This is a genomic window from Nocardioides islandensis (genome assembly GCF_015352455.1).
GTDB lineage: Bacteria > Actinomycetota > Actinomycetes > Propionibacteriales > Nocardioidaceae > Nocardioides > Nocardioides islandensis.
In genome coordinates, this window is sequence record NZ_JADKPN010000002.1 from 45,883 (window position 1) to 59,871 (window position 13,989).

The 13,989-nt window shown below is 72.0% G+C and carries 17 protein-coding genes; 10 read left to right on the forward strand and 7 right to left on the reverse strand.

What is annotated here, in order from left to right; genetic code table 11:
- Window positions 1–45: 45 nt before the first annotated feature.
- Entirely contained in the window at window positions 46–1,296 is a 1,251-nt protein-coding gene (locus ISU07_RS05680) for an MFS transporter (protein WP_323742448.1), read from the reverse strand.
- Window positions 1,297–1,366: 70 nt separating this feature from the next.
- Between ISU07_RS05680 and ISU07_RS24685 the strand changes: the two genes are divergently transcribed.
- Genes ISU07_RS24685 through ISU07_RS05710 form a run of 6 tightly spaced genes read left to right on the forward strand, consistent with a single transcriptional unit; the run spans window position 1,367 to window position 5,674 of the window.
- The gene (locus ISU07_RS24685) at window positions 1,367–1,870 is read left to right on the forward strand and encodes a MarR family winged helix-turn-helix transcriptional regulator (protein WP_194705822.1); all 504 of its coding nucleotides are present in this window, start codon (window positions 1,367–1,369) and stop codon (window positions 1,868–1,870) included.
- A complete protein-coding gene (locus ISU07_RS05690) occupies window positions 1,867–2,343 on the forward strand; it encodes an SRPBCC family protein (RefSeq protein ID WP_194705823.1) in 477 nt (158 codons plus the stop codon). The genes ISU07_RS24685 and ISU07_RS05690 overlap by 4 nt, the downstream gene beginning before the upstream one ends.
- The gene (locus tag ISU07_RS05695) at window positions 2,343–3,407 is read left to right on the forward strand and encodes an NAD(P)H-binding protein (protein ID WP_194705824.1); all 1,065 of its coding nucleotides are present in this window, start codon (window positions 2,343–2,345) and stop codon (window positions 3,405–3,407) included. The genes ISU07_RS05690 and ISU07_RS05695 overlap by 1 nt, the downstream gene beginning before the upstream one ends.
- A 15-nt stretch (window positions 3,408–3,422) precedes the next feature.
- Complete coding sequence (locus tag ISU07_RS05700) at window positions 3,423–3,602, forward strand: hypothetical protein (protein WP_194705825.1); 180 nt, start codon at window positions 3,423–3,425, stop codon at window positions 3,600–3,602.
- A 2-nt stretch (window positions 3,603–3,604) separates the two neighbouring features.
- Entirely contained in the window at window positions 3,605–4,051 is a 447-nt protein-coding gene (locus ISU07_RS05705) for an MOSC domain-containing protein (protein ID WP_323742449.1), read from the forward strand.
- Window positions 4,052–4,075: 24 nt separating this feature from the next.
- Entirely contained in the window at window positions 4,076–5,674 is a 1,599-nt protein-coding gene (locus ISU07_RS05710) for a hypothetical protein (protein WP_194705826.1), read from the forward strand.
- A gap of 13 nt (window positions 5,675–5,687) precedes the next feature.
- Here the strand turns inward: ISU07_RS05710 and ISU07_RS05715 are convergent, their stop codons facing one another.
- Complete coding sequence (locus tag ISU07_RS05715) at window positions 5,688–6,689, reverse strand: TerC/Alx family metal homeostasis membrane protein (RefSeq protein WP_194705827.1); 1,002 nt, start codon at window positions 6,687–6,689, stop codon at window positions 5,688–5,690.
- On the reverse strand, window positions 6,686–7,510 hold the full coding sequence (locus tag ISU07_RS05720; RefSeq protein WP_194705828.1) for an alpha/beta fold hydrolase: 825 nt from the start codon (window positions 7,508–7,510) through the stop codon (window positions 6,686–6,688). The genes ISU07_RS05715 and ISU07_RS05720 overlap by 4 nt, the downstream gene beginning before the upstream one ends.
- A 94-nt stretch (window positions 7,511–7,604) precedes the next feature.
- On the opposite strand from ISU07_RS05720, the gene ISU07_RS05725 reads away from it, so the two are divergent.
- Together ISU07_RS05725 and ISU07_RS05730 are read left to right on the forward strand one after the other, a co-directional pair.
- Entirely contained in the window at window positions 7,605–8,063 is a 459-nt protein-coding gene (locus ISU07_RS05725; protein ID WP_194705829.1) for an HNH endonuclease, read from the forward strand.
- Between the two features lie 7 nt (window positions 8,064–8,070).
- Window positions 8,071–9,087 carry a serine hydrolase domain-containing protein gene (locus ISU07_RS05730; RefSeq protein WP_194705830.1) on the forward strand — a complete coding sequence of 339 codons (1,017 nt, stop codon included), beginning with the start codon at window positions 8,071–8,073 and terminating at the stop codon, window positions 9,085–9,087.
- Window positions 9,088–9,432: 345 nt separating this feature from the next.
- On the opposite strand, the gene ISU07_RS05735 is transcribed toward ISU07_RS05730, so the two are convergent.
- From ISU07_RS05735 to ISU07_RS05745, 3 genes are all read right to left on the reverse strand, one after another.
- The gene (locus ISU07_RS05735; RefSeq protein WP_194705831.1) at window positions 9,433–10,977 is read right to left on the reverse strand and encodes an MFS transporter; all 1,545 of its coding nucleotides are present in this window, start codon (window positions 10,975–10,977) and stop codon (window positions 9,433–9,435) included.
- 92 nt (window positions 10,978–11,069) lie between these two features.
- A complete protein-coding gene (locus tag ISU07_RS05740) occupies window positions 11,070–11,906 on the reverse strand; it encodes an MBL fold metallo-hydrolase (RefSeq protein WP_194705832.1) in 837 nt (278 codons plus the stop codon).
- Window positions 11,907–11,910: 4 nt separating this feature from the next.
- Window positions 11,911–12,495 (reverse strand): dihydrofolate reductase family protein, encoded by a 585-nt coding sequence (locus ISU07_RS05745; protein WP_194705833.1) that lies wholly within the window; start codon window positions 12,493–12,495, stop codon window positions 11,911–11,913.
- Between the two features lie 73 nt (window positions 12,496–12,568).
- On the opposite strand from ISU07_RS05745, the gene ISU07_RS05750 reads away from it, so the two are divergent.
- The gene (locus ISU07_RS05750; RefSeq protein ID WP_194705834.1) at window positions 12,569–12,994 is read left to right on the forward strand and encodes a winged helix-turn-helix transcriptional regulator; all 426 of its coding nucleotides are present in this window, start codon (window positions 12,569–12,571) and stop codon (window positions 12,992–12,994) included.
- A gap of 4 nt (window positions 12,995–12,998) precedes the next feature.
- On the opposite strand, the gene ISU07_RS05755 is transcribed toward ISU07_RS05750, so the two are convergent.
- Window positions 12,999–13,157: a hypothetical protein gene (locus ISU07_RS05755; RefSeq protein ID WP_194705835.1), complete on the reverse strand. Its 159-nt coding sequence runs from the start codon at window positions 13,155–13,157 to the stop codon at window positions 12,999–13,001.
- A 205-nt stretch (window positions 13,158–13,362) separates the two neighbouring features.
- Here ISU07_RS05755 and ISU07_RS05760 point away from each other — a divergent pair, with 205 nt between their 5' ends.
- Window positions 13,363–13,980: a trimeric intracellular cation channel family protein gene (locus tag ISU07_RS05760; protein ID WP_194705836.1), complete on the forward strand. Its 618-nt coding sequence runs from the start codon at window positions 13,363–13,365 to the stop codon at window positions 13,978–13,980.
- The last annotated feature ends 9 nt before the right edge of the window (window positions 13,981–13,989 follow it).

Here is a 13,989-nt window from a genome sequence, read left to right on the forward strand (position 1 = left end):
CCGGACCTGTGCACTGCCAGCATAGCCAACGGCCGGGCGTGTGTCCTAGACGGGGGAAACCTCGTGGGATGGTCCGGACCGGCGCTCCAGGTGGCGTACCGACGGGAAGAGCAGCGACAGCAGCGCCGAGCCGCCCATCACGGCGCCGACGACCACCAGCCAGCGGTCGAAGCCGACGGCGTCCGCCACCGGCCCGGTGAAGGCCAGGCCGAGCGGCCGGGCGACGAACGAGCCGACCAGGTCGAAGGAGTAGACGCGGGCCAGCTTCTCCTCGGCGACGTTCTGCTGGATCGACAGGTCCCAGTTGACGCTGAAGATCTCCAGCCCGAACCCGTGCACGAACGCACCCAGGAGCAGCAGGCCGAGGTGCCCGCCCCCGGTCCCGCCGAGCGCCATCGCGAACGGGAAGGCCGCCGTCAGCGACAGCATCGCGGTGCCGACGAACAGCCCGTGACGGGGTCGCCAGCGCAGCGACACCAGCCCGCCCGCGATGAAGCCGGCCATCAGCGCCGCCAGCGCCCACCCCCACGCGGCCCGGCCGAGGTCGTCGCCGACCACGATCGGGCCGAGGACGGACTGGGCACCGCCGAAGAACAGGTGGTACAGCAGCGCCTGCCCGATCAGCAGCCACAGCCACGTGTGCCGGAACACCTCGGCCGCGCCGGCGCGGAGGTCGCCGACCAGGCTCGGCCGGGACTCGGCGGCACGGGAAGTCGCGACCACCCGGATGAGGCCGAAGCAGACGGCGGCCACGGCGTACGTCGCCGCATCGACCGCGATGGCCCAGCCGGACCCGAACGAGGCCACCAGCAGACCCGCGACCGAGAAGCCGATGACACTCGCGGCGTTCTGGCACAGGCGCCGGCCGGCGACGGCCGCGGGCAGGTCGCCCTCGGGGACCGTCTGGCGGGTCATCGCCGAGGACGACGGGCCGGCCAGCGCGCCGAGGCTGCCGTTGACGATGCCGACGACCATCAGCAGCGAGATCGAGCCCCAGCCGGCGATCAGGGCCACGGCCACGACGCCCTGGGTGAGGAACGCGGCGGCCGACGAGCCCTGCATCATCACCTGGCGCGGCAGCCGGTCGCCGAGCACGCCGCCGAAGAGCACGGTGACGACCTCGGCCAGGGCGTACGCCGCCACCACCAGACCGAGGTCGGAGGCCGACCCGCCGAGGTCGAGCACCGCGAAGGCCAGCGCCACCGGCGCGATCGACCCACCGAGCGAGCTGACGGTCACCCCGGTCACGAGCAGGCGGTAGTCACGATGGCGGAGCAGCCCGAGGAACCCGTTCACGACACCCAGATTACTTCGCTAGCGAATTATTCGTCAACGAACTAGAAGCCGGCGAAGTACCATCGGGGCCGTGGCGGAGACCGACTGGACCGACCGACATGTCGCGCGCTGGCGGTCGCACTGGGTGGACATCCACTTCGACGACGAGGTCGAAGCCCTGGTGACGCGCATCGGACGCCTGCAGCGGTTCCTCAAGAGCACGGTCCAGACCGCGGTGGCCGAGGTCGGCATCCAGGACTTCGAGTACGAGACGCTGCACTCGCTGATGATCAGGGACACGCCCGGCACCGCGTCCCCGACCGACCTCGCCGAGGACCTCGGCGTCTCCGGGGCGGGGATGACCGGTCGGCTGGACGGCTTGGAGAAGGCTGGTTGGGTACAACGGACTCACTCGCCCGACGACCGTCGCCGCGTGGTCGTCGAGATCACGCGGGAGGGCGCCGACATCTGGAGGAGAGCGATGGCCCTGCGCGGCGCCCAGGAGGAGGAGCTGGCTTCCGTGCTCAACGACCGCGAGCGCGTGCAGCTGAACCGGCTCCTCAAGAAGCTGACCCTCTGGACGGAGACCCGGTGACGCACTTCTCCGTGTCGACGACGTCCAGCGCCACCGTCGAGGCCGACCGCACGCGCGTCTGGGCGGCGCTCACCGACCCCGACCTGCTGCCGCGCCTCACGCCGTACCTGCGGCGCATCGACGCCGATACCGACGGCGATGTCGTGCGCTGGACCTGGCACCTGGTCCGCATCCCCGTGCTCGGCTCGATGGTGTCGCCGTCCTTCACCGAGGTGATGACCTACGACGAACCGAGCCGGATCGACTTCGAGCACGACCCGCGGCGGACCGACGAGAAGGCCGGGGTGGAAGGCCGCTACGACCTGTCCGAGGTCTCCGGGGGCACCTACCTGGAGATCGCCTTGGGGATCCGGGTCGAGCTGCCGTTCCCGAAGATCGCCAAGCCCGCGGTGCACACCGCGATGCGTGCGGTCGTGGCCACCATGGGCGCGCGCTTCTCGCGCAACCTGGTGCGCCACCTCAAGGCGGGCTGATGCGGATCCTGGTGCTCGGCGCCACGGGTTACGTCGGTTCGCGGCTCGTCCCCGCGTTGCTCGGCGCCGGCCACGAGGTCGTCGCCGCGTCCTCCTCCCCCGCCGACCCGACGCGCTTCTCCTGGGGCCGGGGCGTGACCTGGCGGCAGTGCGACGTCTCCGACGAGCGCGCCGTCGGCCGGGCCGTGCGGGACGCGGAGGGTGTCTGCTACCTCGTGCACGCCCTGCGTCGGCGCGGCTTCTCCGAGCTCGACCGCGTCGGCGCGACGCACGTGCGCGACGCCGCGTCCGCGGCCGGCGTCCGCCGGCTGGTCTACCTCTCCGGCCTGGTGCCGAGGCTCGAGCGCGGGCAGGCACTCTCGGAGCACCTCGCGTCGCGGCTGGAGGTCGAGCAGATCCTCGACGGGACCGACTGCCCGGTCCTCACGCTCCGCGCCGGCGTGGTCATCGGCGCCGGCTCCACGTCGTACGAGGTCGTCCGCCAGCTCGCCTCGTTGCTGCTGGTGCAGCCCGTCCCGGCGTGGATGCGCACCCGCGTGCAGCCGGTCGCCGTGAGCGACGTGGTGAGGGCGCTGGTCGACGCCTACGAGGACGCTGCCCCGACCGGCGCGGTCGACCTGGTCGGGCCGGACGTGCTGTCGTACCCCGAGCTGCTCGCGGCGTACGCCCGCGTCGCCGGTCTCCCCCGCCTCCGTCTGCCCGCGCCGGTCGCACCCGTGACGCTGGTCGGGCTGGTCACCGCTGCCCTCGTCGGGGCGCCCTTCTGGACCGTGACCGCGCTGGTCGAGAGCCTGCGCCACGACATGGTCGGCCGCCCGGGTCACCTCTGGGTGCCCGACAGCGGGTCGATGCTCGGCGTGGAGGAGGCGCTCGCCCGGTCTCTCGGGCAGCGCGGTCCCGACGTGCCCGAGGCGCCGCTCGCCGGTGACCCCGCCTGGACGCGGATGCGGGCGCCGGTGCTCGACGAGCTGGGGGCGCCGGCGTTCGTGCGGGCCGGGACCAGCCTGGCGCTCAGGAGGCTGGCCGACGTCCGCGGCGTGTTCCGCAACGGTGTCGGCTCCTGACCGTACGGTGACCTGGTGAGCACGGTTGCCCAGTCCCTCGCGCAAGCAGTCGACCCGGCCTGCTCGGTGCCGCCGAAGGACGGCCTGCCGCCGTGCGACAACTGCGGGGCCGGCATGCGGTGGGAGACCTCGCACCAGCGATGTGACCGCTGCGGCCACATCGTGCCGTGCTGCGAGGGCGCCCCCCTGGGCTGAGCGTGACCGAGCCCGTCACCGTCGTCGCACTGCACGTCGCACCCGGGGCGCGACTGCCGGTGAAGTCTGTCGACCGGGTGACGGTGGAGGCCGGCAAGGGCATCGTCGGCGACCGGTACCACGGCACGAAGCACCGGCACGTCAGCGTGCAGTCGGCGACGGCCCTGGCCGAGGCGGCCGAACTGTTCGGCTCGCCCATCGACGCGGCCGGCACGCGGCGCAACGTGACGGTCTCGCACGGCGACGTCCCTCGTCAGCCGGGCGATCGGATCCGCGTCGGCGACGTGCTCCTCGAGGTGGTGCGGGTCGCGGCCCCCTGCAAGCTCCTCGACGACACGCTCGGCCGCGGGGCGCTGGAGGCGCTGCGGCGCCGCGCCGGGTCGATCTTCCGCGTCCTGGAGGGCGGCACCATCGCGGTCGGCGACCCCGTGGCTGACGAGGAGACGTAACCGGCCTCGTTACCGTGGCAGGTGATGCACCCCGTCCGCCGGACCGTCGTGACGGCGGTCCTGGCTGTCCTCAGCGCGACCGCACCGTTCGCGGGCGCGCTCGTCGCGGTCGCCTACGCACCCCCCGCGCACGTCGAGATCGCGGGCCAGGACGTGTCGGTGAAGCCGGTGCTCGGCCAGGACACCAGCCGGCTGCTCGACGGTGCCCTGGTGCGGTCGGAGCACGCGCACGTCGGGTTCCTCGGCAAGGACATCGGCGTCGACGTGGACGCCGACTGGAACCGGCTGATCCCGAGCGACAAGCAGACGCGCGCGTACCTGACCGCCCTCTGGGACGACCCCACCCCGCAGATCGGCCGGCTGCAGGACGCGGCGCGGCGCCACCTGCTCCTCTGGGGCGCGGTCGGGTTCGGCACCGGGCTGGTCGCGGTCTCAGGCGTCTGGGCCGGACTGTGGTACCGCCGCCGCCGGCTGTCCCGCTTGGAGCCGGAGCAGGCCGACGTCGTACGCCGGCACAACCGGCGGCTGCGCTGGTCAACGGCCGTCGTGGGCACCGCCGCGCTGGTGGCGGTGGACGTCGTGGCCGTCGACGTGTGGCGGCACGACGACCACCACGTCGTGGTCAGCAGCCCGGTGTTCGCCGGGACGACCCTCGAGGGCACCGAGGTCAACGGGCTGGCCTCGGAGGTGCTGCCGTTCCTGTCGATCCTGCGGCCGAGATCCACGTTCTACGACACCGCGGCGGCCAACCTCGAAGCGGCGCTGGCAGAGCGACCGAGCCTGCAACGCACGGGCGACGAGGTGGTGTTCGTGCTCGCCGAGGACTTCGAGGACGTCAACGGGATGGCCCGCCAGGTCGGCCTGGCCGCGGACGAGGTGGACGCGAGCTTCCTGGCGATCACCGGGGACCTCACGTTCGCCGGGCTCGCGGTCGAGACCTACATCGTGGACACCGTCGACTACTACTCGCAGAACCGGCCGGTGTACTTCACCCCCGGCCTGCACGACACCTCCGTCGTCATCGCGGCGGCCCGCGCCCGCGGCTGGCACGTCGCCGAGGGCAGGACCGTCGAGGCCGACGGGCTGCACCTCCTCCTGGCCCCCGACCCACGGCTGTCGACGGTCGGGGCGTTCGGGTCGGGCAACGTGCTGCGCGACCCCGAGGTCGACACCGACCGGCTGGTCAGCGACACCATCGACAAGGCGTGCAAGGAGGAGCCCGACTTCGTGCTGCTGCACGACCACCTGCTCGGCCGGCGGATCGCCGAGGCGGGGTGCCAGGGCGTCGCCGTGCTGGACGGCCGGTCGTTCCAGTTCGTGGGACCGCAGGAGGTGCCGACGACGTCCGGCCCGCCGGCGATCGAGTTCACAGGAGGCAGCACCGGCGGGCACGTCGATACCCGGCCCGACCCGGGCACCATCACGCACCCCGCCCGGTTCGCGATCCTGACGGTGCAGCCCGACACCGGTGAGACGTCGTACGCCGTCGTGACGGTCAACCCCGACGCGTCGGTGACGGTGACGCCGGAGATCAGCCTCGAGATGGCCTACGAACGGTTCGTGTCCACCGGCGACACCGGCCTGCCACTGGCACCGCCGGGCGCGCAGCCGGGGCGGCCCTAGAGCCTTCGGGCTGCTACTGGGACTGCCGCTCGTCCTCGGACTCGACCTCCACCGGGACCGCGCGACGCACCTTGACCAGGCTGGCCACCGCCGTGAGGGCGAGCACGGCGACGATGAACTCCAGCGACGCCGAGATGCCGATGAGCGGCACGTGCAGGTGGCCGACGTGGTCGACGCCGGATCCGTGCAGCGCCTCCAGCACCAGCTTGATGCCGATGAAGCCCAGGATCGCCGAGAGACCGATGTTCAGGAAGACGACCCGGTCCAGCAGGCTGCCGATCAGGAAGTACAGCTGGCGCAGGCCCATCAGGGCGAAGGCGTTGGCGGTGAAGACGATGTAGGCGTCGGTGGTGAGCCCGAAGATCGCCGGGATCGAGTCCAGCGCGAACACGACGTTGGCGATGGCGATCGCGGCGACGACCACCACGAGCGGGGTCAGCATCCGCCGTCCCTCGACCCGCAGGACCAGGGCGTTGCCGTGGTAGTCCCGGGTCAGCGGCAGCATCCGGCGCAGCGCCCGCAGCGCGGCACCCTCCTGGAAGTCATCCGCGTCGTTCTCACCCTCCAGGGCCAGCCGGACGGCGGAGTACACGAGGAACACGCCGAACACGTAGAACACCCACGAGGCCGCGTTCACCGCCGCGGCGCCCGCCACGATGAACACGGTGCGCATCGCCATCGAGAGCACGATCCCGATGTAGAGCACCTTGTCCTGGGCCAGCTGCGGCACCGCGAACCGGGCGATGATGATGAGGAAGACGAAGAGGTTGTCGACGCTGAGGCTGTACTCCATGACGTACCCGGCCACGAACTCGTTGCCGGAGGTCGTCGATCGGAAGGCGTACAGCAGGCCCGCGAACACGGCCGCCAGCCCGATGTAGAAGAGCACCCATCGCGTCGCGTCCGCGCTCGTGACGGCGCGCTGCCGACGGCCGATCACGACCAGGTCCAGGGTCACGATCGCCGCGAAGGCCAGCAGGGTCACCAGCCAGACCCACGGCGGCACGGACGTCACGCGCCCAAGCCTCCCAGCCACTGGGTCAGCGCCACCGCCAGGGGCGCCGGCTGGTCGAGGTGGACGAGATGACCGGCGCCGGGAAGCAGGCGCAGCGTCGCGCCGGGGATCACGTCGGCCAGCCGGTGCGCGCGGTCGACCGGGATCCAGGTGTCGTCCTCGCCCCAGACGACCAGCACGGGGAGGTCCAGGTCGGGCAGCAGCGGCTCGACCTCGTCGGTGTACCTCTCGTCCGCCTGCGCGATCTGCCGGTAGAACGCCGCCTGCCCGACGTCACCCAGCCACGGCGCGACCAGGGCGTCCAGCGCGGCCGGCGCGAGGCCGGCGTGGCTGGCACCGGCGACGTACGCGCGGACCGCCCCCTCGTGGATCCGGGCCGGCAGTGCCGCGAACACGTCCGCGTGGTCGTGGACCAGCCGGAAGAACGGCGAGCCCCAGGGCGCCAGGGCGACGACGTCGACGAGCGCGAGGGCGGCGTACGGCGCGTGGTGCAGCAGGTGCGCCCGCAGCGCGACCGCTCCCCCGATGTCGTGCGCGACCACCACGGGCGACTCGACGTCCCAGTGCGCGAGCAGGTCCGCGAACAGCTCGCCCTGGAGGTCGAGCGAGACGTCGTGGGCCGCGTCCTTCGAGGACGCGCCGTACCCGGGCATGTCCCAGAGGTACGTCGTGTGCGTCGCCGCGAGCGACTCGGCGAACGGCCGCCAGAGGGCGGACGACCACGGGGTGCCGTGGCAGAACACCAGGTCGGGTCCGGCGCCGAGCCGCTGCCAGCGGACCTCGCGCCCGCGCCACGCGAAGGTCTCGGGGAGGGCGCTCATGACCGCCACGCTTGCATATTGCGTTCACCTGCTGGGTCCCGCACAGCACAATGGAGCGGGACCGGTCAGCCAGACCGGTGAGGAGGTGAGCGCGATGACCGCGGTGTCGCTGCTCAACGCCTCGTACGAGCCGATGGGGACGGTCACGTTCCAGCACGCCGTGCGCATGCTCTTCCGCCAGGTCGCCACCGTCGAGGAGGCGCACGAGGACCGGATGATCGGTCCGCACCCGTGGCCGCGGGTGATCCGGCTGGTCCGGTACGTCGCGGCGACGTGGATGTACCGCCCCGCGGCGTACTCCCGTGCCGGCGTCCTCAAGCGCGACCGCCACCGCTGCGCCTACTGCGGCAGCCACGCGACCACCATCGACCACCTCGTCCCGCGCAGCCGGGGAGGTACGTGGAGCTGGCTGAACACCGTCGCGGCCTGCTCGCGCTGCAACCACCGCAAGGGCAACCGCACGCCCCGGGAGGCGGGCATGCGGCTGACGCTGGAGCCGACGGTGCCGACGCGCGCCCAGCTGGCCGCGGCCTGGCTGACCGAGACCCGCTGAGCCCGTCGTGGACGACCCGCGCGCACGCATCGACGCGGTCGCGGCCGAGACCGGCTTCTCCGGCGTCGTCCGGCTCGAGCGCCACGGGGTCGTGGAGGTGGACGCGGCGTACGGCTTCGCCGACCGCGCCCATGCGATCCCGATGACCACCGCCACCCGCCTCGGCATCGCCAGCGGGTCGAAGACGATGACCGCGCTGGCGGTGCTGCGGCTGGTCGAGGACGGAGCCCTCGGGCTCGGGACGACGGCGCGCAGCCTGCTGGGCGACGACCTCCCGCTGGTCGCGGACGACGTGACCGTCGAGCACCTGCTGACCCACCGGTCCGGCATCGGGGACTACCTCGACGAGGACGAGCTGGACTCCGACGACTACCCGATGCCGGTGTCGGTGCACCGTCTCGCGAGCACCGAGGACTTCCTGCCGATCCTCGACGGCTACCCCACGAAGTTCCCGGCGGGCGAGCGGTTCTCCTACTGCAACGGCGGGTACGTCGTACTGGCGCTGATCGCGGAACGCGCCTCGGGCCGGACGTACCACGACCTCGTCCGCGACCTGGTGCTCGGGCCGGCCGGCATGACGTCCAGCGACTTCCTGCGGTCCGACGACCTCCCGGGCGACGCCGCGCTGGGGTACGTCGAGGTCGGCGGTCACGTCCGCACCAACGTCTTCCACCTGCCGGTGGTCGCGACCGGAGACGGCGGCCTCTACACCACCGTCGACGACGTCCACCGCTTCTGGCCGGCCCTGATGGGCGGCGTGGTCGTCGGCGCTGACCTGCTGGCCGCCATGGTGCGTCCCCACAGCCCGCCCGAGGACGGCGGGACCCGGACCTACGCATTCGGGTGCTGGCTGCGGACGGACTCGCCGGAGGTGGCCATGATCGGCGCGGACGCCGGGGTCAGCTTCGCCTCGCAGCACGACCCCGAGCGCGGGTACACCCACACCGTGATCGCCAACACCAGCGACGGCGCGTGGCCGGTCTCGGAGGAGCTGGACCGGATCATCGGGATCGCCGAGGGCTGAGCCCGTGCACCCCCGCGGGTGTTTCAGGCACCCGTCCGGCCTTCCTAGGTTGGATGGGCGAGGGTGATCGACTTTCACTCCTCCGCGCCCGGGCATCGTCCACGGGCCACCGTGGGCGATGCCTGCTCCCCGCGGAGCCCCGGGGACACGCCCTAGGGGCGCCGTTCGAAATGGTCCGGACGAACGCGGGCATCGTGTTTTACCCTGGGGGCAGAGCCGACTGGCTGGACACCTGACGGGTGACCTGTTGGTGCTCAGCATCGCTCGTGGGGTGCGTTTCGGACCGCCCGTGCCGGCAACGGCAGGGCGGTCCCGTCTATTTCGGGTCCTCCCGGGACGCGGCCCTCAGTCCTCGGAGTCCACGAGGAGGGACGGGTCGGCCGGGATGTCCTCCCTGTGCGCGTTGATGAGGACGAGCGTGGCGACCAGGGCAGCAGCGAACAGGAACGCCCCCCACAGGAACGCGACGTGGTAGCCGTGGATGAAGGCCAGCGGCAGGAGCTGCTGGCCCTCGTCGGGGCTGCTCGGCGGGTGGTCGGTGAAGTACGCCGTGACGGCGCCCGCGAACACGGTGTTCAAGAGAGCGGTGCCCAGGGAGCCGCCGATCTGCTGGGAGGTGTTGAGCGTCGCGGAGGCGACGCCGGCGTCGTGGCTCTCCACCCCGATGAGGGACGTGCTCGCCGCCGGGATGAACACGCCCGCCAGGCCGACGGACATGATCACCATCGAGGGGAACACCAGCAGCCAGTAGTTGGAGTCCTGGTCGATCTGGGTCAGCAGCAGCATGCCCACGATCGCCATCAGGAGACCGGGGATCATCAGCGCCCGGGGCCCGAGGCGCGGCAGCAGGTTGGACACGAAGCCCGCCGCGACGATGATGCCGAGGCTGAACGGCAGGAAGGCGAAGCCGGCCTTCAGCGGCGTGTAGCCGAGGTTCACCTGGAAGTAGTAGGTCAGGAACAGGAACATGGCGTAGAGCGCGGCGCCCACGAACAAGAACGTCAGGAACGACCCGCCGCGGTTGCGGTCGGACACCACGCGCAGCGGGAGCATCGGGTTGCGCGCCCGTCCCTCCCAGACCACGAACGCGGCGAGCAGCACCACCGCGACGACCAGGAACGTGACGGTGCTGGGTGCGCCCCACCCCTGGACGGCGGTGGAGGTCGGGTCGTCGGGGTGCTTCGCACGCGCGGCCTCGGTGAAGCCGTAGACCAGCGAGAAGAGTCCGACGGTGGCCAGCAGGACGCCCGGGACGTCGTACCGGGTGTCGCCGTGCGCCTTGCTCTCCTTGACCAGCGGAACCGCAGCAGCCGCCACGATCACGGCGAAGGGCACGTTGACGCCCAGGCACCAGCGCCAGGAGGCGTACTCGGTCAGGATGCCGCCGACGATCAGGCCGATCGCGGCGCCGCCGCCGGACAGGGCGCCGAAGACGCCGAAGGCCTTCGCGCGCTCCTTGGGCTCGGTGAACGTGACCGTCACGATGGAGAGCGACGCCGGCGCCATCAGGGCGGCGAAGGCCCCCTGGAGCGCGCGCGCCCCGAACAGCATCTCCTGGTTGGGCGCGAGGCCACCGATCGCCGAGGCAGCCGCGAAGCCGATCAGGCCGATGATGAACGTGCGCTTGCGCCCGGTGTAGTCGGCGATCCGCCCGCCGAGGAGCAGCAGCGCCCCGAAGGCCAGCGTGTAGGCCGTGATCATCCACTGGCGGTCGGCGTTGCTGATGTCGAGGTCCGCCTGCGCGGACGGCAGCGCGATGTTCACGATCGACGCGTCGAGGATGATCATCAGCTGCGCAGCCGCCAGGACGACCAGCGCCCACCAGCGGCCCGGGTCCGGCTCGGCCGCCTGGGACGACGCCTGGGGGGTGGTGCTGTCGGGTTCACTCATGAGGACTCCTCGAGTCGCGGTTCGACCTCCCGAGAACGCTCGGATCAGCAAACCACTTCGCGCCGACAGGGTCTGCCCCTCAGCGCCCTCGTCTAACGCTGGTCCTCACGCTGGTCCTCACGCTGGTCCTCACGCCGCTGGGCGAGCTGGCGGACCTGCCCCTCGTGCACGCCGGCCACCCACTCCCAGCCGGGCCGGGCCGCGGGGCCGACCCGCGGGTCGTCCGAGGCTCGCCCGTCACGGAGGGCGCCCAGGTACGCGCGGTCCTGGTCGACCCGCGTGCGCAGCTGGTCGGCGCCACCGACGGACCCGTGGCCGGGGACGACGACGTCGACGTCGCCGGCCACGCCGTCGAACAGCGTCAGCGCGTCCAGGTAGTCCTCGACCGGGTCCGCAGCACCCATGTCGAGCATCGGCACGAGGACGTCGGAGAGCATGTCGCCGGCGACGAGGACCCCCGGCCCGACGACGAGCAACGCCGCATGGCCGGCGGCGTGCGCGTCGTGCTCGATGATCCGGACCTCGGGACCGCCCCACGGGACCCGCGTCGCCCCTGGTGGGAGCCCGGTGACGGTGCCGATCAGGTCCAGCGGCACGTCGTCGGGGACGCCGACGGCCTTCGCCCGCTCGGGATCCAAGCCGCCGGCGAGCTTCGCCCTGGCGGTCTCCGCGCCTCGCGCGGTGGCGTGGCGGCGAGCGTCCCCCAGCCCGGTCGTCCACAGCAGGTGGTCCCAGTGCGGGTGGGTCGAGAAGCCCGCCACCACCACCCGGCCCGCATCGGCCAGGTCCTTCTCGAGGCAGGCCAGCTCCTCGGCGTGGATCCCGGGGTCGACGAGGAGGACGCCGTCATCGCCCTGGACGACGACGGTGTTGGTCTGCACGAACTCGCTCACGTGGACGAAGACCCCGTCGGCGACCCGGCTCAGCATGCGCTCACTCCTGGGTGCCCTGGACGGCGTACCGGTGCAGCGTGACGCCCGAGGAGAACGTGCGGTGCTCCAGCAGCTCGAGGTCGATGGGCAGGTCGTGGTCGTCGAACAGCGGCCTGCCGAAGCCGAGGTACGACGGGTGCGTGCACAGCATCAGCTCGTCGAGGAGCCCCGCGCGCAGCAGCTGCGTCGCGAGCGTGGCACCACCCACCGCGATGCTGCCCTCGGTGGCCGCCCGCAGGTCGGCGAGCCGCTCGATGGCGTCGTCCCCGCCGATGATCCGGGTGTTGTGGTCGGCACCGGTCCGGGTCCGGGAGACGAGCACCTTGGGCTTGGCGACCCAGATCTCGGCGTACTCACGCATGTACGCCGGCAGCGACGTGTCGCCCACCGCCCGCGGCCAGTACTCCTCCATCACCTCGTGCATCACCCGCCCGTGCACGATCAGCGCCGCGTCCCGCGTGCGGTCGTTGAGGTCCTGGTGCAGCTCCTCGTCGATGCGCAGCCACTCACCGGCCCCGTTGTCCCCGGGCACCTGCTCGATCCGCAGGTCGAGGGACACGTGCATGGCGTAGACGAAGCGGCCCATCGACATCTCCTCCGTAGTGGTTGCAATTCGCAATCACTATCGGGAAGGATGAGAGGGCTGTCAAGGAGGAGTCGTGGAACCACGGTCCGGGGACCCGGTCACCGCCGCCGTCGAGACGCTCGGCGACCGCTGGTCGCTGCTCGTGCTGCGCGACGTCGTCTTCGAGGACCGCCGCTACTTCAGGGCGCTGCTCACCGGGTCGACCGAGGGCATCGCGTCCAACATCCTCGCCGACCGCCTCGTGCGGCTCGTCGACGCCGGCATCCTCACCCGCGGGACGGCTGCTCGGGGGCAGCGTGCGCAGTACAGCCTCTCCGAGGCCGGCATCCGGACGCTGCCGATCATCTGCGCCCTCGGCGACTGGGGCCTCGACTGGCGTCCCGGCAGTGAGGAGCTCCGTGCCCGGTACCAGCGCATCCGCGACGGTGGTCCGGCGTACGTCGAGGAGCTGATGGCCGAGCTGCGCGTCCGGCACCTGGGCGCCGGTCCCGCACCGTGAGCCGTCAGAGCGCGGGGCCGTCCGCCCGGTGGCGGGGGACGTACTCGGTGAACGTGTAGACGCGGCGCATGCTGGACAGCCACGCCTCGATGTCCACGACCTGGCGGCTGCGGTTCGTCCGAGCGGCCGCGAGGCCGGGGTAGGCGATGGTGGCAACAGACATGGCGGGGGTCCCAACTGTGCGCCCGAGGGGGTCGACTGATTCCGACCACGAAGGTCCCACGAACCACGCTGAAACGCTCCGTTCTCGGCCGATCGGACCGGATTTCGTCGCGAACACCGAATTTGACAGCGGGCGGCTTGCCGGGATGTGACCAGCAGGTCTAGCCGTCGGACGCCCTCTGGGCCGGAGACGGTAGACATCCGCTGTGAGCACCGAACCGACCCTGCTCCTCGCGCTCGACCTCACCGGCACCTTCGCGTTCGCCCTCAACGGCGCGCTCACCGCCCTGCGACTCGCCCGCCTCGACGTGGTCGGCGTCCTCACCCTCGGCATCGTGACGGCCATGGGTGGCGGCATCCTCCGCGACCTGATGATCGGCGCCGTGCCGCCGGCGACGTTCGCCGACTGGCGGTTCCTCGCGGTCGCGGCGGCCGGAGCGACGATCGCGTTCCTCCTCGGCCACCGGCTGGACCCGCTCGCCCGGTCGATCACCGTGCTCGACGCCGCCGGGCTCAGCCTCTTCGCGGTCACCGGCGCCAGCAAGGCACTGCAGTACGGCCTGGGACCCGTCCAGGCGGTCATCCTCGGCGCGGTCACGGCCGTCGGGGGCGGCACCCTGCGCGACGTGATGATCCAGCGCATCCCCACGGTGATGCGGGCCGAGCTCTACGCCATCCCCGCACTGGCCGGGGCGGCCGTGACCGTGGTGGCCGTCGAGACCGACGTGTACGGGCTCGCCACCGCCGTCGTCGCGGCCGTCGCGTGCTTCGCCATCCGGATGACAGGAGTGCGCCTGGGCCTCGACGCCCCGCGGCCGAGGTGAGGCGCGCCC

Coding starts and splice junctions, on each gene's coding strand:
- ISU07_RS05695 (WP_194705824.1), top strand. CDS start 2,343: ATGCGGATCCTGGTGCTCGGCGCCACGGGTTACGTCGGTTCGCGGCTC.
- ISU07_RS05710 (WP_194705826.1), top strand. CDS start 4,076: ATGCACCCCGTCCGCCGGACCGTCGTGACGGCGGTCCTGGCTGTCCTC.
- ISU07_RS05720 (WP_194705828.1), bottom strand. CDS start 7,510: ATGAGCGCCCTCCCCGAGACCTTCGCGTGGCGCGGGCGCGAGGTCCGC.
- ISU07_RS05725 (WP_194705829.1), top strand. CDS start 7,605: ATGACCGCGGTGTCGCTGCTCAACGCCTCGTACGAGCCGATGGGGACG.
- ISU07_RS05735 (WP_194705831.1), bottom strand. CDS start 10,977: ATGAGTGAACCCGACAGCACCACCCCCCAGGCGTCGTCCCAGGCGGCC.
- ISU07_RS05740 (WP_194705832.1), bottom strand. CDS start 11,906: ATGCTGAGCCGGGTCGCCGACGGGGTCTTCGTCCACGTGAGCGAGTTC.
- ISU07_RS05745 (WP_194705833.1), bottom strand. CDS start 12,495: ATGGGCCGCTTCGTCTACGCCATGCACGTGTCCCTCGACCTGCGGATC.
- ISU07_RS05755 (WP_194705835.1), bottom strand. CDS start 13,157: ATGTCTGTTGCCACCATCGCCTACCCCGGCCTCGCGGCCGCTCGGACG.